Origin of the sequence: Mucilaginibacter sp., from assembly GCF_041663085.1 — a bacterium.
In the GTDB taxonomy this organism is placed as follows: domain Bacteria; phylum Bacteroidota; class Bacteroidia; order Sphingobacteriales; family Sphingobacteriaceae; genus Mucilaginibacter.
In genome coordinates, this window is sequence record NZ_JBAZRC010000023.1 from 1 (window position 1) to 18728 (window position 18728).

Here is an 18728-nt window from a genome sequence, read left to right on the forward strand (position 1 = left end):
AAATGAGAACCCGTTATCATAATCGCCGTTGATCAGATCAATACAAACCGCGAAACCGTTGGTTGGTGCAATTAAGGCGTCAAGTTTGTTTTCCTGTAGCAAACCGTCTATCCCCTGCCTGCTAAGCGTAGTTATTTTGGCTAAAGCATCCAAATATTCCTTACTGTTCAGGTCGCCCTTGGTTTGCGCGAGTTCTAACGTATCCTGTTTAAAAAATGGCATAGCTTTATCCTCGTGCTGCTTATTAAATGCAATAACATCCGCCAGCGTTTTAACTTTAGAATTGGCCTTGCTTAAATAACGGTTAAGGCCATCTTTAAATTCATATAACAGCACTTTAAATTCTGCATTACCTATTGGCTTTAAGCGGGTATCCAGGTCAACTTCAACAATCTCAGCGCCTTGCTTTTTGAGTATAGCAATGGCATAATCCAATAGCTTTTTGGTGGCGGGGTTTAGATTGTCTAATTTTTCTAAACCAAGTCGTTTGCCTTTTAGTCCGTTTGTATCCAAGTATTTGGTGTAATCTTTTTCGGGTTTGCTTTTAAGCGTTGCATCGTCGGCCGTATCTGTGCCTGCTAATGCGCCAAGCAATATAGCAGCATCTCTAACGCTGCGTGCCATTGGCCCGGCGGTATCCTGAGTTTTTGAGATGGGGATGATGCCGCTGCGGCTCCATAAACCTACTGTAGGTTTTATGCCCACCAGGCCATTTACAGATGCCGGCGAAACAATAGAGCCGTTGGTTTCGGTACCAATGGCTATGGCGCATAAATTGGCTGCAGCGGCTGAGCCCGACCCGGCGCTCGAGCCACTTGGGTTTCTATCCAGCACATAGGGGCATTTGGTTTGCAACCCACGGCTGCTCCACCCGCTTGTTGAATGTTCAGAACGGAAGTTTGCCCACTCGCTCAGGTTGGTTTTGCCTAAAATTACCGCGCCTGCCTGGCGTAGCTTGTGCACAATAAAGGCATCCTGTTTGGCAAAATTATCGCTCAAAGCCAGCGAACCCGCTGTGGTATGCATATTATCGCCGGTATCAATATTATCTTTTATTAACACGGGGATGCCATGCAACGGGCCACGCAATCGTTTCGCTTTGCGTTCCTTATCCATATTGTCGGCCATATCCAGCGCGCTTTTGTTCAGTTCAATAACGGCGTTTAGTTTGGGGCCGCTTTTATCAATGGCGTCAATCCGTTTTAAATACAATTCGGTAATGGAGCGGGAGGTATGCGTACCGGCTTCCATCTTCTTTTGCAGGTCGGCAATGGTGGCTTCGTTCAGTTCAAAATCATCCGTAAAACTGTTGTTACCTTCGGTTCTGGTATCGGCAGATGGCTGCTTGCATGATGCTGTTACCAATGTGGCTAAGCCTAAACCGGCTAATGAACCCGTTTTTAAGAAGTTTCTACGTTGCATTTTGGGCTGATTTGAATTTTATCCCAATTTATAAAATAATCAGCGTGTTTAGTGTTGATCAGGAAAGAACATGGGCTTGCCCGGTGTGGGGATCACCAGTTCATCATTATAATTAGGCAGCAGTTTGTGTAAAACCTCAGCAGGCATTTTGCCAACATCCATAAATGTCCAGCTTTTGCCCTTGTCACTACTGATGGCCAACAAGTACGATTGGGTAACATAGCGGCCGGTAAACATTTTAAGGAAAAGTGTTTCGGGGAGCAAACAAAGGATCTGATTGCCTGCCTTTATAAATGGCCCCGGTGAGCCAACCGAACCCTCAAACTTCATAACCCCTTGCTTTTGTAATGATTCGATCCGTTCTACTATCAGCTTTTGCATAGAATCGCGGCCGCCCGATAGTTCTACCAGTTTTGGGTAAGTAAGGTCGATAACCAATTTATGATCGCTGTTAAACGTAGCGTTTGCAAAGCGGTTGGCTTGTTTTTTTAGTGCAGTGGTATCCTGTGCAAAAACTGCATAAGGTAGGGCTATAAACAGCAGGATATATTTAAATTTCTTTAGAACGGACATTCGTAAGTTAAGTATTATAACATCACCGGTGGTGCCGGTTTTGGAATAATAAGGTTGCTGTTAAAATTCGGGAACAACTGTTTGACAGAATTGATAGTACCCTGGTTCATATCCAGAAAGCTCCAGTTTTTGCCGCCATCATTACTTACGGCAAGCAAATTACTGTTGGCAGCCATGCGCCCCCTGGCGGTTTTCATAATAACTTGTTCCGGAACAAGGCAATGGATCTCGGTGCCGGCTTTATAGAATTTACCCGGCTGGCCTATGGTTACTTTCTCGAAAGCGAAACCCTGCGCCTTCATTTGGTTGATACCGCTGCTCATCGCCTGAAGCATTTTTTCTTTACCACCACCAATGTTTACGGCTTTTGGGTAAGTGTGGGCAATAACGGTCTTAAAATCGCTGTTAAGCAGTGCTTTGGCAACAACATTGGCCTGGCGTTTAACCACGGCGGGGTCCTGCGCAAAAACAGTTGCTGGCAGTATTAATAACAGGGCGATCTTAAGGGTTAATTTCATTTCTTTTTTGAGGTTGCTTTTAGTAATATTTTATCGGCAAGCTGGTTGGTGCCATCAATTTTATCGGTATGGTTTATGCCCAATATACGGCTTACCAGGTTAAATACAGATACGTTTTCAAAAGCCGGGATGTTCAGGTGTTTTTTAAATACCGGCCCCCAGGCATAAAAACTGGCGTGCATATCCTTAACAACAGCCGGATCATACCCATGCCAGCCCGGGTTTATGCTTTTTTTGTTATACAGGTTAAACACCTTTGGTGCGTAAGGTATTAATAAAATATCACCTATACGGTTATGCCAATCATCTTTTGTGCCATAATGTAAATGCGCGGGCACGTTTGTTTTTAAATATACATCGTAATCCTTCGCTTCTTTTTTAAGAGCATTATAGGTTTCCTGTATGTATTTCTTATCCTTTGCGTAAAGCTCTACCAAAATACCATCGCCCGATACCACAAACTTTGCCGTATCAATAGCCGCCGGGATACCTATAGGGTTTTGGTTGTCAACCTTGGTCATTCCGTGGTCAGATACGAAGATAAAATTCACATTTTTTAAGCCGGTTGTTTTAACTGCTTTCTGCAATTCATTTACGGCAGAGTCTACAAAAAGCACTTCTTTCTCAACTTCCGGAGATTCAGGGCCGTTTAGATGCGCAGTGTGGTCAACCTGCGGAAAGTAAAAGGTGATGAGGTGCGGGCGCCCGGCGGGTGGTAGTTTAAGCCAGTCTACAACGGCCTGTATCCGATCGTGGATATTGATCTGCTCGTTGTAATTGTAATAATAAGTAGGTCGCACACCTTTTATCTCGGCTTCCGACGCCACCCAGTAAAAGCTTGCCGAAAGCATTTTTTGTTGCTCGGCCAGTACCCAAAGCGGCGCACCACCATACCAGGTACCATCGGTAACCTTGGTTTTATTACCCATAGCGTACTTGTCATTACGGGCGCGGTCATAAAAAGTATTGTTTACCAAGCCCGAATGAGACGGATACAACCCGCTGATGATGGCGTAATGGTTAGGGAAAGTAACCGAGGGGTATGACGGGATCATGGATGATGCGCTTACACCCTCGCGACCCAGGCGTAACAAATTTTGCGCGTTATATTTTTTTGCAAAATCGTACCTGAAACCATCTGCCGAGATCAGGATGACGTAAGGTTTTTTTTGTTGATCGGCGCTGTTCTTTCGGTTTGCGACTATTTTTTGGGTGATATCTACCGGTAGTTGGCTGAAGGCATTTATGCTAACGGTTAGCAGCAGGAGCAGGGCAAGACTATATTTTTTCATCGAAAAGTATGAGGGGTAAAAATAGGTATTAAAGGTTAAGATAATGGTATGTTAACGTTAATGTTGCAGTATCCGCAGCACGGTATGTTGAAGACTTAAACACGAAACTATATACCCCAACATATTCATTTTTAACATACTCTAATCCATTTTTTGCAAAACCATACACCCGGTTGGCTAATTGGTTAAACTTGTTTGGTATGAAAATAAAAGCTGTTTTATTATGGATAGGCCTGTTTACAGGTATGGCATCGTTTGCGCAAACACCTGTAGCTGTAAATGGCGCGCTAACTATAAATGGGAATAAAATAGTCAATAAAAACGGGGTGCCGCCGCAGTTAAGGGGCATTAGTCTGTCATGGAGTTTATGGGCTGGTGAAAAGTATTATAACCCTGCAGTTGTAGATTGGTTAAAGAAGGATTTTAAGATCTCGATACTCCGTGCATCCATGGGCGTACAACCTGATCATGGTTATCTTAAGGAGCCTGAAAGACAAAAGAAAATGATATTTGATGTTGTGGACGAAGCCATAAAACAGGGGGTTTATGTACTCATAGACTGGCATGACCATAACGGGCACCTGCACATCCCGCAGTCGAAAGCATTTTTTGCAGAGATGGCTCAGAAATACAAAGGCGTACCCAATGTAATTTATGAGATATGGAACGAGCCTGAACGCATCAGTTGGGATACGGTGAAAAGCTACGCATTGCAGATAATACCCGAGATACGTAAGTATGATCAGGATAACCTGATCGTAGTGGGCAGCCCGTCTTGGGATCAGGATGTGGATATAGCAGCCGTTAATCCTATCAAAGGGTATCATAATATTGCTTATTCGTTTCATTATTATGCTACTGAACCCAGCCATCAGGATGGTTTACGCGCCAAGGCCGATAAGGCTATTAAAATGGGCCTGCCGCTAATTATTACCGAATGGGGCGTAGGTGAGGCCAATGGCAATGGTAAGTTTGATATGGTCATGAATAAAAAATGGATGGACTGGGTAGAAAAGAACCAGTTAAGCTGGGTAAACTGGAACATCACCGATAAAAAAGAAACTACGGCCCTTTTACAACCCGGTGCACCCGCCAATGGAGGTTGGACGGCTAAACAGCTTACGCCAGCCGGGGCATACATCCGCAGGTGGCTGCGTGTACTGAATAAGTAAAATTATTGTGGCGTTGACCGCATAAGTGTTAAAACACTTATATTTATACATGTTACAAAGCAGGGTATATTTGATGTTTATACTGGCATTAACCCTGCCGGCCTGCAATACTCATAAACAAAAGATCTACATCAGCGAATGCGCTCCCGGCATTAAGTTCAAAAAAATAAGCCTTACCCACCTGGTAGATAGTATAAAATACTACGACAAGCAGTATGTAGAAGTATATGGTAAATATATAGAGGGTAAAAACGTTTCTGCTTTAGTTAACGACAGTACTTTTACAGACCATGGCAACAGCCGATCGTTTTGGGTGAATTTTACACAGGAATGCCCATTGTATTTAAAAGGAAAAAACACCGGCCTGTTTGCAGCTGAAGACGGAACTTATAGCAATATAAATAATAAATTAATAACTATCAGGGGGCGGGTAGAGATGCAGAACAAGGGGTATAAAAAAGAGTACTGCGCTACTATTAACGAAGTAAGCTACCTAAAGCTCGATCAGTAATTAGCAAAAAAATAATCCTTAAATCTGTTGTTGTAATGGGGAGATCAAATCTCGAGTTTTAAACCGTCGTAAGCCAGTTCAATACCGGCGGGGAGTTCGGCAGAAACATCGGCATGTTTGCCCAACCGATGGCTGATGTGGGTGAGATAGGTTTTTTCGGCACCTATATCCTGTGCAAATGCAATAGCCTCATCAAGCGTAAAGTGTGAAATATGTTTTTCTTTTTGCAGGGCATTTATCACCAGTATTTTTGACCCGCGGATTTTTTCTTTCTCCACATCCAATACCGTTTTGGCATCAGTAATGTAGGTGAAATCCCTCACCCGGTAACCTTTAACGGGTAATTTGTAGTGCATCACTTCGATGGGGGTAAAGCGCACATCGCCAACATTAAAAGGCGCTAATGCAATGGTATGCAAATCTATCTGCGGGATACCGGGATAACCCCTGTCATCAAAAATATAAGGGAATTCGCGCTTAAGAGCTATCTGCACACGTTCGTCAGCATAAATATCTACCGGGCCTTGCTGTTTGTAGTTAAATGCACGTATATCATCCATACCCGCTACGTGGTCCTTGTGCTCATGGGTAAAAACTATTGCATCCATGTGCATCACCTTTTCGCGCAGCATCTGGTATCTGAAATCGGGGCCCGAATCTATACAAATTACCTTACCATCACCCTCAATCAGGATGGAGGTACGCAGCCGCTTGTCGTGTTTGTCGGTAGACATGCACACGGGGCAGGTACAGGCAATAACAGGTACACCCTGCGAAGTTCCGGTTCCTAAAAAAGTAATGGTCACAGTTGCAGGGTTGTTTGTTTTAACTGGTGCAAAAACGCAGCCTGTTTATCGTCAAGTAAGTTATAATCTATTTCAAGGGTGCGTGCCAGCTCGGCAACCGCTGCTATTTTGCTCTCCAGGTTGGCAAATTTATTTACCACTATTACACGGCTGCTCAGTAACATACATGCGCCGGTTTTAAAATTACCTTTCTCATACCTAACCCTGTAACCTGCTGTTTTAAGCAGCATTTCCAGTTTTTCGAGGGTATGATTGGTAATGGTGAGCATGTTTTCAAAAATAGTAACATTTAGCGTTACCGCGATAAAATGTTGTAAATAGATGTGAAAGCAATAATTCATAACTTTTTAAAATATTTTATAAAGTTTCATCATCTATTGTATTTCACTTTAATTAATTCCTATATTGGTGCAACTAAATCTCCTGAAATAATTTAACCATTTGCACCCATTATGAACCAAAAATCCGAACGGTTTTTGTCGCTGGATGTTTTCCGCGGGCTAACCATTTGCTTTATGATCATTGTAAACACACCAGGCAGCGGGGCCACGGCATTTGCGCCGCTTGAGCACGCCGCATGGTTTGGCTTTACCCCAACTGATCTGGTGTTTCCCTCTTTTCTTTTTGCTGTAGGTAACGCCATGAGCTTTACCATGAAAAAGTTTGACAGCCTTAGTACAGGCACCGTATTATACCGCATTTTAAAACGCGGTCTGCTTATATTTCTTATAGGCTACCTGATGTACTGGTTCCCGTTTGTTGATCATACCAGCGCCGGTTGGGTATTCAGGCCAATAAGTGGTACGCGTATCATGGGCGTACTGCAACGCATAGGGCTTTGCTATATTTTCGCTTCGCTTATCATCTACTTTGTAAAAAATAAAACCGCTGTAGTTGTTATCAGTGCATTGCTTTTAGTTGGTTACCAGTTTTTATTATTGGTGTTTGGCGACCACGAAGCCCCCTATGCCATGCTTACCAACGCGGGCACTTACCTTGATAAATACCTTTTAGGTGATAGCCACCTGTACCACGGCGAAGGCGTAGCGTTTGACCCGGAAGGGATACTAAGCACACTGCCTGCCATTGTAAATGTTATTGTGGGCTATTACGCCGGTAAATTTATACAGGAAAAAGGCAAAGGTTACGAAACTATTGGCCGCTTAGCGCTGATGGGCTGCGTGTTTATTTTTATCGCCCTAACCTGGAACATGAGCTTCCCGATAGGTAAAAAACTGTGGACAAGCCCTTTTACCTTATTGACAACCGGTATTGATATGGTAATGATATCAGCCCTTATTTACGTGGTTGAAGTACGTGCCTGGAACAAATACAACTGGACCTCCTTCTTCACCACCGTGGGCAAAAACCCGCTGGCTATTTATATCCTGTCGGAGATTTTGGTTATCGCCTTTTGGATGATCAACATCGGCAACAAAAACTTTTATGCCTGGATAAATGATGTATTCTACCAAAAAATAGCACCAGGTGCTATAGGTTCACTACTATTTGCCATCAGTTATATGCTGGTTTGCTGGAGCGTAGGTAAAATATTGGATAAGAATAAGATATATATAAGGGTGTAATTTATTAATTAGATAAGAATGTCACGCAAAGACGCTGTTGTGATGGTGAGCTTGTCGAACCATTAGCTTGGCTTATCAGTCTTCGGCAAACTCAGACTGAAAAACCTTAAATGGCTGGCAAGTAATGGAGCGAAGGATGAAGTTAGGGAAAGGGGAGTAATAATGTCCCGTCATGTCGCACTTATTTCGACATCTATCAGGACAAGTAGACGATGAGTTTATTCAATTGCATGAGAGATACTGAAACAAGTTCAGCATGACATTACAACTAACTCGTCATGCCGAATTTATTTCGGCATCCCTCAGGATAGGTAATGAACATACAAAACAATATGCTATTTAAACAGGGTCATACCTACATCATGTCTAATCAGTATAGAACAACTTTCTACATTGGCGTAACTGCTGATTTACGGGCGCGGGTATGGCAACATGTTAATAATGAGGGCTCGGCTTTTGTAAAGAAGTACAAGCTGTACGATTTGGTTTACTATGAATATTTTGAACGAATAACAGATGCGATAGAGCGTGAGAAACAATTAAAGAACTGGCATAGAGACTGGAAAATTAATCTCGTTCAATCCGTTAATCCTGATATGAAGGAATTAAAGAATGATCTATTTGATGAGTGACGACTACTTATAGACATCCCGAACTTGTTTCAGGATCTCTCAGGATGGGTTGCCGACAAGTTTATTAAATTGCATTAGAATCTTGAAAAAAGTTCAACATGACATGAAAAGTGACCGTCATGCCGAATTTATTTCGGCATCTATCAGGACAAGCGGCTTTGCATGTTTGTAGTATTGCATGAGAGATGCTGAAACAAGTTCAGCATGACAGGCTTTTTTTGAGTATTACCGCAAATCCACAACCTCAACGCCCGGATAAGCCTTTTTATCAAAAGCAAATGCAGTTTCCGCTGCTTTGTAGTTTGGCGTGAATGTACGCAGCGAGTAGGTGTATTTGCTACCATTCTTATCAAAGATTTGTGCGCTGTAAAGCTGGTTCTTCACCTTGTCTATCATCAGCCTTACTTTGAAAAAGGTTTTTTTACTATCCTCGGGAGTAAGGTCAATAACCTGGTAAACTTTAGCACCTATTTTTTGCTGGCCGGTGTAAATGTATTTGTAACCGGTTTCGTACATGGTGAAGATCTTTGCGGGGTTAAAGCCTTCTTCGCTGTTATCAGCGGCGCTTAACTGCACCTCGTTGGCATCTTTCAGGTAAGTCCACTGGTTTTTACCATCGCTAATAATATCTTGTGTAACCGTTTTTGAGCCGGCCCCATATAAGGTAACCTTGTATTTGTTAGTTTTTGAACGCGATATCAGCGTACCGGTTTGGGTTTGCTTGATATCGGCCTGAGGGTTATCAATAAGCAGCGTGAAATCTGTTTTCACAGCGTCGTAGCTGCGATACTGTTTGCTTAGCTTGTTTAGTATAAGCTTTGCATCCGCATCTTTTTGGGCGAACGCTGTTGCAACAGTCAGGGTAGATAATACTATATAAACGAATATTTTTTTCATGTCGGGTTTGAATATTAAAGCTCACAGCACAGATAACCATCGCAGCTTACAATGGTTTAGAGTGATTTTACTTTAATTAGTTTAATCGCGTGGTTTTTGCAGGGTTTCCAGGTGACGTTCCAGGCTGTACTCGTCAGGGTAAAGCACATCACGGGCCTTGCTGCCCTCAAACGGGCCAACAATACCTGCGGCTTCCAACTGATCGATAATGCGGCCTGCACGGTTATAACCCAGTTTCATCTTACGCTGTATAAGCGATGTTGAGCCTTGTTGATGTAAAACAATAAGTCGTGCGGCATCCTCAAACATCGGGTCACGGTCATCCGGGTCAAAATCTTTGGCGCTGCTTCCCGCTTCGCCCTCGCCCACATACTCAGGCAGGAACATGGCCGACGGGTAGCCGCGCTGGTTGCCAATAAAGTCGGAAATGCGTTCTACTTCCGGTGTGTCCACAAATGCGCACTGTAAACGGATCAGATCGCTGCCTGTTGAAAGCAGCATATCCCCGCGACCGATCAGCTGATCGGCACCGCCTGCATCCAATATGGTACGCGAATCTATTTTTGATAATACCCTGAACGCTAAACGCGCCGGGAAGTTGGCTTTAATAGTACCCGTAATAACATTAACCGATGGCCTTTGCGTAGCAATAACCAGGTGGATACCTACCGCGCGGGCAAGCTGTGCTATACGCGCTATTGGCTGTTCTACTTCTTTGCCGGCTGTCATCATCAAATCGGCAAACTCATCAATCACCAGTACAATAAACGGCAGGTAACGGTGTTTCTCCGGGTCGCTTATTTTACGGTTAACAAATTTGGCGTTATATTCTTTCAGGTTACGTACCTGTGCATCTTTCAGCAAGTCATAACGCTGGTCCATTTCAATACAAAGCGAGTTAAGGGTATTTACCACCTTTTTGGTATCGGTAATGATAGCATCGGCCTCATCAGGTAGTTTGGCTAAAAAGTGCCTTTCTATCTTACGGAAAAGCGTAAGCTCTACCTTTTTAGGGTCAACCAGTACAAATTTAAGCTCGGCAGGGTGCTTTTTATAAAGCAGGGATACCAATATGGCGTTAATACCAACCGATTTACCCTGGCCTGTAGCACCCGCAACCAGTAAGTGGGGCATCTTGGCCAGATCGGCAATGAATACCTCGTTAGAGATGGTTTTACCAAGGGCAATAGGCAGGTCCATGGTGTTGTTCTGCCATTTTTCAGTCGCTAAAACCGAACGCATGGAAACCATTTCGGGGTTTTGGTTCGGTACCTCAATACCAATAGTACCCTTGCCCGGCATAGGGGCGATGATACGGATGCCCAAAGCCGCTAAGCTCAGTGCAATATCGTCCTCCAGGTTTTTGATCTTGGAGATACGTACACCAGGAGCGGGGATGATCTCGTATAAAGTAACCGTTGGGCCGATGGTGGCCTTGATCTTATCTATCTCGATATTGTAGTGGTTCAGCGTTTCAACAATTTTGTTTTTGTTGGCTTCCAGTTCTTCACTGTTAACGGCTATTTTACCGGTGCCATATTCCTCTAAAAGGCTTAACGGGGGTAGTTTATAGCCGGAAAGTTCCAGTTTATGGTCGTAAGTGCCGAATTGCTCTACCAGGCTTTTGGCCTTATCATCATCGCTTTTTTCGATGTTCATGATAGGGTTAGGGCGCTCACCAGCAATGGTAAGCGGAATCTCGGTTTCCTCTTCGGGCTCGTGTGTTACATCAGGTTTTAAAACAACAGGCTCATGAAAAATAGGATTTTGCGTAAGCGGTTGTTGTTTTAATGGCTCTACATGCGTAACCACGTCCTGCGCGGCAAGCATATCTTTTACACGGTTACCGTTGCGCGGCCACTCTACCGGTAATGATGGTTCTTCTTCCACCAGTTCAACCGGCTCGGGTGCCACTTCATCTACACCGGCCATTGGCGCCAGTTTTTCTTTGCGGGCGGGTAGTTTAAAATCGATGTTATAGGCGATAATTAATACCGTAAGCGCCAAAAATATAAGGATAAACCCGGTGCCCGATTGCCCAACCTGCGCGGCCAGTAAGCGGTTTGTCCAGAAACCGAAGTTGCCCTCTAAAAAGTGCGGGTAATCAATAATAAAAGCGTGGAAAAAACCTATAGTTACCGATATAAATACAATGCCGAAAAAAGTATAGGCCAGCATTTTACTAACCGAGAACAAGCGGATCTTGAACAGCAGGCGGTAGCCAATAATAAAAAATACAAACACAAACAGGAATGATGCGATACCGAACCATTCAAAGATGAACTGGTTTGATAACAGCGCGCCAAATTTGCCCAGCCAATTATCAACCATTGGGTTGTTAACGCCGTTCTCTAATAATTCTTTGGTGGTTTTAAAAAGATTGCCCCAGCCGCCGTTAGCTTTTGAAACATAGCTTTGGTCCTGCTGCCAGGTGAACAGGTAGGAGGTAAACGCGATCAGAAAAAATACCGATAGCACCAGGAAAAACAGGCCCAGTATCTTGATGGCACGGCCATCGCGCAGGTCAAACAGTGGTAAGCGCTCGGCCGACTGCTTTACAGGGCGCTCCCTTTGTGGCTTTTTGCCACCAAAAGGGCCTTTTGAAACCGGGCTGTCTGGTTGGTTATCTTCCTTAAAACTATTTGATCTGAACTGGTTTCCTTTAATCGGCATCCTGTATTTTACACGTTTAATTGCAAATATAAAGTTATTAGATTAAACAGTTATTTTTTAATTTTTTGGAAATATCGTATGCCGGGATCAACCAGGTAGTTAAGATATTTCAGTATTTTAAAATAAAAAAACCCCGCACTATGAAGTGAGGGGTTTTTATTGATTTTACTATGTGATTACAGCCCAAAGCCGTAAGCTACACGTAAGCCTATTATGCCATTTCTGTAATTGCTACCAGAGAAGTTCTCGTAACGCACCCCAAAATCCCAATGTTTTGTTGCGTAACCAGCGCCGCCTGACGCCATAAATTTTGAATCACCGCCACCATTATCAACCTGGAAACCAATACCTGCTTCTGCATTTACATAAATATTTGATGTTACAAATGCTTTAATGCCCGTTTTTACCGGGATCAGATCTAAATCCCAGCGGTATTTGTAGGATTGTATGCCATCATTATAATACATATCCTTCGGGAAGAAGTGATATATACCGGATGTAAAGGTTAGGGCAAACCTGTCTGTGATGCCATACTGTAACCGGGGGGTAATACCTAACCCAAAATTGGTGCTCTTAGTTAGATTACCGACAGGTATTAATCCATCTAAACCAATTCCGAAACGCAGTTTACCTTTTTGAATGGATTGCGCGTTCGATTGTACGCCGATAAATAATGCCAATGCGGTTAAAGCGACCGCGAAGAATTTTGTTTTTTTGTTCATAATGCTTAGTTATTTGTTTGATTGAGCTTGAAACGGCATAAGAATAAAAAATTGTGTTGTTTAACCACCGTTTAACTTTATTTAACAAAAAATCACTTAAAAATTAAAGTCGCCGAATTAAGTTAAAGGAAATGCTACTGCAATTTCTTTCAGGTTTAATTGTTCTTGTTTTGCTATTTTTTACTGTTAGCATTTATCTGATACAGCAACAGGTTTTATCAGTTTAGTCTTTTCCTTTTCGATTGTTCCGCTTTTTATTTATTTTTAGTATTATTACATTCAATGAGCATCGAAAATCTGGAGGAGTTTATTGCCAATGCCGATATAGAAGCGTTAGAGACTTTGCTTGCCCGTAACCCGGAACTCGCCAAAGCAAAAACAAGCCTTAATGTATCGCCGTTAATGCTTTCCTGTTATTATCATAAGCCGGCGGTAACCAGCGTTTTATTGAAATATACTACAGATCTCAGCCTGTTTGAAGCTGCAGCTGCCGATAGGTTTGATGATGTTGCTTATATTATTGCTACACATCCCGAAAAAATTGATTTCTATGCCGAGGACGGTTTTACCGCGTTAGGCCTGGCCAGCTATTTTGGCAGTTTTGATATTGCCCGTTACCTGGTACTAAAAGGCGCGGATGTTAACCGCCCAAGCGACAACGGTTTTAATGTTTATCCGCTACACTCGGCTGCCGCCGGTAATTTTACAAGTACCGCTACCATGTTGATAGAGAACGGTGCAGATGTGAACGTAAGGCAACAGGCGGGTACAACACCTTTACATTCGGCGGCGCAAAATGGTAATCTTGAATTGTTGATATTACTGCTTGAGAAAGGCGCCAGGGTTGATATTCGCATGGAAGGCGGCAAACTCCCCGCAGACCTTGCCCGCGAAAAAGGCTTTGACGAAATAGCGGAAATACTGGAAAGTTAGATTCTTGGATTGCTTTGCGATTAGTTTTAACCACAGAGTACACGGAGTATTGCTTGTTTATTAGCACAGAGTTCACTGAGATTTGCATGTTATATTATTGAGGCCTCTGTGTATCTCAGTGAAAGCCTCTGCGCACTCTGTGGTTAACGCATACTAATAATTCTTAATAAGAGTAACAGACTGCCTATATTGCAATCTAAAATCCAAACTACAAACTATCACCATGATAAAAAGAATCCTCGCTTTAGCATTTGTTGCGACAGGCTTAACCACAGGTAGCTACGCCCAGAGCATTAATAAACCCCGGTTAGATAGCCTGCTGAATGTACTTGCCGCCAATAACAAAAGTATGGGCAGCCTGGCCATTTCGCAAAACGGCACCATAGTTTACCAAAAAAGTATTGGTAATGAGGCAATTGATAGCCCGGCTACCATCCCGGCATCGGCTAAAACAAAATACCGTATAGGGTCTATCAGTAAAATGTTTACCGGCGTAATGGTAATGCAACTGGTTGATGAAGGCAAACTAACGTTAGAAACCACGCTCGACAAGTTTTACCCCGAGGTACAAAACGCAGCTAAAATTACCATCGGTATGATGCTGAGCCACCATAGCGGCCTGCACAATTTTACCAACGACCCGGCGTACATGAGCTATATGTTAAGCCCGCAAACACACGAGCAAATGCTGACCAGGATTGCAGCCATGAAGCCCGACTTTGAGCCGGGCAGCAAAGGCCAGTACAGCAATACCAACTTTGTACTGCTGAGTTATATTATTGAAAAAGTAACCAGGAAAACCTACCCTGAACTGGTTAAGCAACGCATTATTAACAAAATAGGGTTAAAGGACACTTACTACGGCGTTAAAACCAATACAGCCAATAACGAGGCTTACTCTTATACCTATGACGGTAAATGGAAGAAGTTTGTTGAAACCGATATGAGCATCCCTACCGGTGCGGGTTCTATGGTATCAACCCCGGCCGATCTGGATAAATTTATTGAGGCTCTTTTTGCAGGCAAGTTTGTTAAACCTGCCAGCTTAGAACTCATGAAAACTATGAAGGATAATTTTGGCCTGGCGATGTTTTTATCCCCGTTTAAGGGTAAAAACAGTTACGGACATGGTGGTGCGATAGACGCTTACCGGTCAGAACTGGCGTATTTCCCTGAGCAAAAACTGGCTATAAGCTACACCGCTAACGGTGGCAGTTATGATCCGTCGAAAATTATGCAGGGCGTGTTTAGTATTTGCTTTAATGAACCTTATACTATACCAACCTTTGTTGAAGTAAAAGGGCTTGATAAATATGTTGGTGTTTATTCCAGTCAAAAAATCCCGATAAAAATTACCATTACAAAAGAAGGTAACGTGTTATCGGCACAGGCTACAGGCCAATCGGCATTCCCGCTTGATGCCACTAAAACTGCCGATAAGTTTGAATTTGAGGCTGCCGGTATTGTAATGGAGTTTCGCCCGGCTAAAGGCGAGTTTACGCTTAAGCAGGGTGGGGGAGAGTTTGTGTTTGTGAAGCAGTAAAGTATGTCAGTCTGAGCTTGTCGAAGACTTAGTTCGCTAATGGTTCGACAAGCTCACCATGACATGTGAATATTATTCAAATTGCAACTCCCATTTATCTTCGCCGCCATCAACAACACGGAAGATTGTTTTCTCTACGGATGCGCCATCTACAGATGATTCTAACCTTACAGTTTCGTGGTCGTGGTATTCGTCTTCACGTGGAACCATTACAGCGGTAAGGTCGGTAGGGTTGCCATCAATTTTTATCGTTTTCATAATTGTATGGGTTTATGAATAAGTAACAAAGTTAAATGGAATAAGTTTCTTACGCCGGAAGCTCAAGCTATAGTATTATGTTATGGATAATATGGTGGCAACGTTTTGCCACCAGCTGTTTTTTTAAATGGCTTATTATCAGAAGCTTGATGATGTTCACGAGTGTTCACGGCTGTGAACGTGAACACTTCTTACCAATACGCTTGCAATATTATTCATACCTCACCTGGCATTTCTCGCAATAAAAACTTGCCCGGTGCGAGCGGCCTGTATCTTTTTCGATAATAGGAATATGGTTACGGGGACATTCCTTTTTATGATAAGCCTGCCAGTTCTTTTTTAAAGAGCCCGCCTTTTTCTGTTCCAAAAACTCAAAGCTGTACTTAATAGCCTCGTTTATCATCTCTTTTACCTTTTTTAGTGGCATAGCCGAAATTAAACTTTCGGGATGGATACGCGTGCGGAACAATACCTCGTTTTTGATGATATTGCCCACGCCCGAAAATATCTGCTGGTCCATAAGGGCATCACAGGCCAATAGTTCGGGCATGGCCTTCATCTTTTTAATGGCTTTTTTGGTATCCCATTCCCCGCTCATAATATCTGCCTGCCAATCGTAAACCGCATCCAAAGGCTCGTTTATCAATTGCAGCAGACATGCATAAAAGTTGAGTTCGCCATCTTCAAATTGCAGGTGCAGGCGGGGAGGCTTTTCGGTGTGCTGGTTTATCCGGTAAGTGCCAAACATCATCATGTGGATGCGGATAGTAAACTTTGGGAAGCAGATCAAAAAGTGCTTGCCCCAGCTTTTAAAATCTATAATGGTTTGGCCGGTAAGGATATCAGTATCCAACGTGCCGTTGTTGCAACTGGCGGCAATTACTTTGTCGCCTTTAAACTGCTGTACTTTTTCCTTTAATATGAGTATGCTTGGCCCCTCAGGCATAATAATTTGTTTGACAGGGTGGCTGCAAAGATTGAGCCAAGGTGGGTAAAAGGTGCCGAGAGCGGGGATACATGATACGCCTGGTTATCCCCGCTCTCCCTACCTTTCAAATACACAAAGCGAAATAAATTGATTTTCTGAGGTTTACGTAATTTAAACTATACCTTTATCAAATGCATACAGATGAACAGATATTTAAAGTTGCCGATAAAACCATAGACATATTATATTCCTTCAGCGATTACGATTATGAAAAAAATGTTGACGTTTATGTAACGCTTGAAAAAGAAGGGAAACCCCATGATTATATAGCTGTTTATACAAAAAAGGCTGTGAATAGTGTACCTGCCTGGGTGCATAGCCACATAAAAAAGTAACCGTTTTTTCCGGTTAATGCCCTTTCTTTTTCTTCAGTAACCCACCTGTAGTATCGTCAACACTTTGCTGTACAATAAAGGCTGCCGGGTCTATTTTAAGAATCTCGCGTTTTATTAACGGAACCTCAAGCCTGGTAGCTACTGTGAATATAATTTCGCGCGGGGTGTTAATGTGGCCGTCTTTTCCGTAACCGCTTTTGCCCTGGTAAACTGTAACACCACGGCCCAGCGATTGGGTAATAGCCAGGCGGATCTCTTCGCCCTTGGCGGATATAATGGTCATGCCGGTGTATTGCTCTAAACCATTCAGTATAAAATCTATCATTTTTGATGCCGCCAGGTAGGTTAAAATAGAGTACAAGCCCGATTCGACCCCAAGAAGGAATACCGCTGCAATAAATATCACCACATTTAGGATCAGTATCACATCGCTTACGCGTACCACCTGTGTTTTTTTGCTTACCAGCAGGGCTGCTATCTCGGTGCCATCAAGCACGGCGCCGCCACGGATAGCCATACCAATACCTGCACCTATAAATACACCACCAAATACGGCGGTGAGCAGCTTGTCGTGCGTAACATCGGGGAAATGTACAAAAGCCAGGCAAAGTGATAGGCCGGCTATAGCCAGTGCGCTTTTTATGGCAAATTGTAAGCCCAGTTTACGGTAACCTAAAAAAAGGAACGGTACGTTAATTACAAATATGAGTACAGAAAGAGGGGTTTTGGTAGCATCGGCCACCAGCATAGAGATCCCGGTTACACCACCATCAATAAAATGACTGGACAGCAAAAAACCTTTAAGCCCCATACCTGCAGATAAGATGCCAAAAACAAGTAAAGTAAAATCAACAAGTACGTTTTTGAATTTCATAAGTATCGGTAAAAATAGTAGACAGGGGTTAATATAGCAAAAAATGCGGGAATTGAGTGTTGCCGGGCAGAAATTGACGTTGGAAAGGCAATTATAGATGCGTGATACTTCGCCTCTCTTCCGGGGATGTGCTTTCTTACCAGCCGCTTTTTAAACCCTCCTTTAATGCTGCCTGATAATTTTCAAGGTCGAAGGAGTAGAGATAAGGTGCTTTGTGGGCGCCACCTTTACGGGTCTGCTCCAGCTTATTTAATATGCCAAAGCCCAGCATACGGCGTTGGAAGTTACGGCGGTCCAGCTTTTTATCCAGTATGGTTTCGTATAGTTTCTGTAGTTCGGGCATAGTAAACTCTTTAGGCATCAGGTTATACCCAATAGGCTGATAATTTAATTGCAGGCGCAGGGTGTCTAACGCAGTCTCAAATATCAATCTATGGTCGAGCTGAAATTTAGGCAGATCGTTAAGGTCGCGCCAGGTGCATAATTCCGAAAAATCATCGGGAGCAGGGGTGACGTTAAAAAAATCAACCAGGGCATAATAACCTATGGATATAAAACGCTGGTCAAAAAAGTTTTGCTCTTTTGGCAGCATATCCTTATACATGTCGTTATGTATCTTGGATCGGTCAGGGTCTCCAAATACACGAAACTGCTGCAAAAATATTTTATCGATACCGGTACGTATCTTTAATATACGGTCGGCAGCTTTTTCAATGGGTTCTTTTTTTAATACAAATCCGCCGGGCAGGTACCAGGCCTCTTCATTATTACTCTTAAGCATCAAAACCTTCATCTGTCCTTCGTGAAAGCCAAATACAACACAGTCTATAGATATATGGTTAAGATATATCTCACTGGCTTCTGCCCAAAATTCTTCCAGTTCCTGTTTTGTTAACATTTACGGTATTGATAAAAATAACTTTGATTGTTTAAATTTAATATTTACAATTGTGTACCAATTACACCATGCATTAGGCAACATTAAAAACCAAT

20 protein-coding genes are annotated in these 18728 nt (G+C 43.0%); 7 read left to right on the forward strand and 13 right to left on the reverse strand.

Annotated features, from left to right (window positions below; genetic code table 11):
* The 4 genes from WC615_RS07205 to WC615_RS07220 all read right to left on the reverse strand — a co-directional run.
* The coding region (locus WC615_RS07205) for an amidase (protein WP_372977436.1) at positions 1–1422 on the reverse strand (1422 nt) is incomplete at its 3' end.
* A 48-nt stretch (positions 1423–1470) separates the two neighbouring features.
* Positions 1471–1995 carry a hypothetical protein gene (locus tag WC615_RS07210; protein ID WP_372977437.1) on the reverse strand — a complete coding sequence of 175 codons (525 nt, stop codon included), beginning with the start codon at positions 1993–1995 and terminating at the stop codon, positions 1471–1473.
* Positions 1996–2009: 14 nt separating this feature from the next.
* Positions 2010–2513, reverse strand: coding sequence for a hypothetical protein (locus WC615_RS07215; protein ID WP_372977438.1), 504 nt, complete (start codon positions 2511–2513; stop codon positions 2010–2012).
* Complete coding sequence (locus WC615_RS07220) at positions 2510–3805, reverse strand: ectonucleotide pyrophosphatase/phosphodiesterase (RefSeq protein WP_372977439.1); 1296 nt, start codon at positions 3803–3805, stop codon at positions 2510–2512. Before WC615_RS07220 ends, WC615_RS07215 begins: the two co-directional genes overlap by 4 nt.
* Positions 3806–4005: 200 nt before the next feature.
* Between WC615_RS07220 and WC615_RS07225 the strand changes: the two genes are divergently transcribed.
* Both WC615_RS07225 and WC615_RS07230 read left to right on the forward strand, forming a co-directional pair.
* Positions 4006–4977: a glycoside hydrolase family 5 protein gene (locus tag WC615_RS07225; protein WP_372977440.1), complete on the forward strand. Its 972-nt coding sequence runs from the start codon at positions 4006–4008 to the stop codon at positions 4975–4977.
* A 49-nt stretch (positions 4978–5026) separates the two neighbouring features.
* Positions 5027–5488: a hypothetical protein gene (locus tag WC615_RS07230; RefSeq protein WP_372977441.1), complete on the forward strand. Its 462-nt coding sequence runs from the start codon at positions 5027–5029 to the stop codon at positions 5486–5488.
* Between the two features lie 44 nt (positions 5489–5532).
* Here WC615_RS07230 and WC615_RS07235 read toward each other — a convergent pair whose 3' ends face one another.
* Together WC615_RS07235 and WC615_RS07240 are read right to left on the reverse strand one after the other, a co-directional pair.
* Positions 5533–6294, reverse strand: a complete 762-nt coding sequence (locus tag WC615_RS07235; RefSeq protein WP_372977442.1) for an MBL fold metallo-hydrolase — start codon at positions 6292–6294, stop codon at positions 5533–5535.
* Positions 6291–6635: a hypothetical protein gene (locus WC615_RS07240; protein WP_372977443.1), complete on the reverse strand. Its 345-nt coding sequence runs from the start codon at positions 6633–6635 to the stop codon at positions 6291–6293. Before WC615_RS07240 ends, WC615_RS07235 begins: the two co-directional genes overlap by 4 nt.
* Positions 6636–6746: 111 nt before the next feature.
* On the opposite strand from WC615_RS07240, the gene WC615_RS07245 reads away from it, so the two are divergent.
* Positions 6747–7880, forward strand: coding sequence for an acyltransferase family protein (locus WC615_RS07245; protein WP_372977444.1), 1134 nt, complete (start codon positions 6747–6749; stop codon positions 7878–7880).
* A 332-nt stretch (positions 7881–8212) separates the two neighbouring features.
* Positions 8213–8512 carry a GIY-YIG nuclease family protein gene (locus WC615_RS07250; RefSeq protein ID WP_372977465.1) on the forward strand — a complete coding sequence of 100 codons (300 nt, stop codon included), beginning with the start codon at positions 8213–8215 and terminating at the stop codon, positions 8510–8512.
* A 225-nt stretch (positions 8513–8737) separates the two neighbouring features.
* On the opposite strand, the gene WC615_RS07255 is transcribed toward WC615_RS07250, so the two are convergent.
* From WC615_RS07255 to WC615_RS07265, 3 genes are all read right to left on the reverse strand, one after another.
* Entirely contained in the window at positions 8738–9409 is a 672-nt protein-coding gene (locus tag WC615_RS07255) for an outer membrane lipoprotein carrier protein LolA (RefSeq protein WP_372977445.1), read from the reverse strand.
* An 81-nt stretch (positions 9410–9490) separates the two neighbouring features.
* Complete coding sequence (locus WC615_RS07260) at positions 9491–12082, reverse strand: DNA translocase FtsK 4TM domain-containing protein (RefSeq protein ID WP_372977446.1); 2592 nt, start codon at positions 12080–12082, stop codon at positions 9491–9493.
* Between the two features lie 176 nt (positions 12083–12258).
* Positions 12259–12804 (reverse strand): hypothetical protein, encoded by a 546-nt coding sequence (locus WC615_RS07265; protein ID WP_372977447.1) that lies wholly within the window; start codon positions 12802–12804, stop codon positions 12259–12261.
* A gap of 282 nt (positions 12805–13086) precedes the next feature.
* Here WC615_RS07265 and WC615_RS07270 point away from each other — a divergent pair, with 282 nt between their 5' ends.
* The gene (locus WC615_RS07270) at positions 13087–13737 is read left to right on the forward strand and encodes an ankyrin repeat domain-containing protein (RefSeq protein WP_372977448.1); all 651 of its coding nucleotides are present in this window, start codon (positions 13087–13089) and stop codon (positions 13735–13737) included.
* Positions 13738–13960: 223 nt separating this feature from the next.
* The gene (locus tag WC615_RS07275; protein WP_372977449.1) at positions 13961–15280 is read left to right on the forward strand and encodes a serine hydrolase domain-containing protein; all 1320 of its coding nucleotides are present in this window, start codon (positions 13961–13963) and stop codon (positions 15278–15280) included.
* 72 nt (positions 15281–15352) lie between these two features.
* Here WC615_RS07275 and WC615_RS07280 read toward each other — a convergent pair whose 3' ends face one another.
* Together WC615_RS07280 and WC615_RS07285 are read right to left on the reverse strand one after the other, a co-directional pair.
* A complete protein-coding gene (locus WC615_RS07280) occupies positions 15353–15538 on the reverse strand; it encodes a hypothetical protein (RefSeq protein WP_372977450.1) in 186 nt (61 codons plus the stop codon).
* 211 nt (positions 15539–15749) lie between these two features.
* A complete protein-coding gene (locus tag WC615_RS07285; RefSeq protein WP_372977451.1) occupies positions 15750–16484 on the reverse strand; it encodes a DNA-formamidopyrimidine glycosylase family protein in 735 nt (244 codons plus the stop codon).
* A gap of 173 nt (positions 16485–16657) precedes the next feature.
* Here WC615_RS07285 and WC615_RS07290 point away from each other — a divergent pair, with 173 nt between their 5' ends.
* Complete coding sequence (locus tag WC615_RS07290; protein WP_372977452.1) at positions 16658–16861, forward strand: hypothetical protein; 204 nt, start codon at positions 16658–16660, stop codon at positions 16859–16861.
* Between the two features lie 13 nt (positions 16862–16874).
* On the opposite strand, the gene WC615_RS07295 is transcribed toward WC615_RS07290, so the two are convergent.
* Both WC615_RS07295 and WC615_RS07300 read right to left on the reverse strand, forming a co-directional pair.
* Positions 16875–17735 (reverse strand): YitT family protein, encoded by an 861-nt coding sequence (locus WC615_RS07295; RefSeq protein ID WP_191174062.1) that lies wholly within the window; start codon positions 17733–17735, stop codon positions 16875–16877.
* Between the two features lie 136 nt (positions 17736–17871).
* A complete protein-coding gene (locus WC615_RS07300; RefSeq protein WP_372977453.1) occupies positions 17872–18633 on the reverse strand; it encodes an NUDIX domain-containing protein in 762 nt (253 codons plus the stop codon).
* Positions 18634–18728: the final 95 nt, after the last annotated feature.

Excerpts from the sequence above, each read along its gene's own strand:
- WC615_RS07280 (WP_372977450.1), bottom strand. The coding sequence starts at position 15,538 with ATGAAAACGATAAAAATTGATGGCAACCCTACCGACCTTACCGCTGTA.
- WC615_RS07300 (WP_372977453.1), bottom strand. The coding sequence starts at position 18,633 with ATGTTAACAAAACAGGAACTGGAAGAATTTTGGGCAGAAGCCAGTGAG.
- WC615_RS07255 (WP_372977445.1), bottom strand. The coding sequence starts at position 9,409 with ATGAAAAAAATATTCGTTTATATAGTATTATCTACCCTGACTGTTGCA.
- WC615_RS07295 (WP_191174062.1), bottom strand. The coding sequence starts at position 17,735 with ATGAAATTCAAAAACGTACTTGTTGATTTTACTTTACTTGTTTTTGGC.
- WC615_RS07240 (WP_372977443.1), bottom strand. The coding sequence starts at position 6,635 with ATGAATTATTGCTTTCACATCTATTTACAACATTTTATCGCGGTAACG.
- WC615_RS07220 (WP_372977439.1), bottom strand. The coding sequence starts at position 3,805 with ATGAAAAAATATAGTCTTGCCCTGCTCCTGCTGCTAACCGTTAGCATA.
- WC615_RS07225 (WP_372977440.1), top strand. The coding sequence starts at position 4,006 with ATGAAAATAAAAGCTGTTTTATTATGGATAGGCCTGTTTACAGGTATG.
- WC615_RS07270 (WP_372977448.1), top strand. The coding sequence starts at position 13,087 with ATGAGCATCGAAAATCTGGAGGAGTTTATTGCCAATGCCGATATAGAA.
- WC615_RS07210 (WP_372977437.1), bottom strand. The coding sequence starts at position 1,995 with ATGTCCGTTCTAAAGAAATTTAAATATATCCTGCTGTTTATAGCCCTA.
- WC615_RS07285 (WP_372977451.1), bottom strand. The coding sequence starts at position 16,484 with ATGCCTGAGGGGCCAAGCATACTCATATTAAAGGAAAAAGTACAGCAG.
- WC615_RS07260 (WP_372977446.1), bottom strand. The coding sequence starts at position 12,082 with ATGCCGATTAAAGGAAACCAGTTCAGATCAAATAGTTTTAAGGAAGAT.
- WC615_RS07215 (WP_372977438.1), bottom strand. The coding sequence starts at position 2,513 with ATGAAATTAACCCTTAAGATCGCCCTGTTATTAATACTGCCAGCAACT.
- WC615_RS07250 (WP_372977465.1), top strand. The coding sequence starts at position 8,213 with ATGCTATTTAAACAGGGTCATACCTACATCATGTCTAATCAGTATAGA.
- WC615_RS07230 (WP_372977441.1), top strand. The coding sequence starts at position 5,027 with ATGTTACAAAGCAGGGTATATTTGATGTTTATACTGGCATTAACCCTG.
- WC615_RS07265 (WP_372977447.1), bottom strand. The coding sequence starts at position 12,804 with ATGAACAAAAAAACAAAATTCTTCGCGGTCGCTTTAACCGCATTGGCA.
- WC615_RS07290 (WP_372977452.1), top strand. The coding sequence starts at position 16,658 with ATGCATACAGATGAACAGATATTTAAAGTTGCCGATAAAACCATAGAC.
- WC615_RS07275 (WP_372977449.1), top strand. The coding sequence starts at position 13,961 with ATGATAAAAAGAATCCTCGCTTTAGCATTTGTTGCGACAGGCTTAACC.
- WC615_RS07245 (WP_372977444.1), top strand. The coding sequence starts at position 6,747 with ATGAACCAAAAATCCGAACGGTTTTTGTCGCTGGATGTTTTCCGCGGG.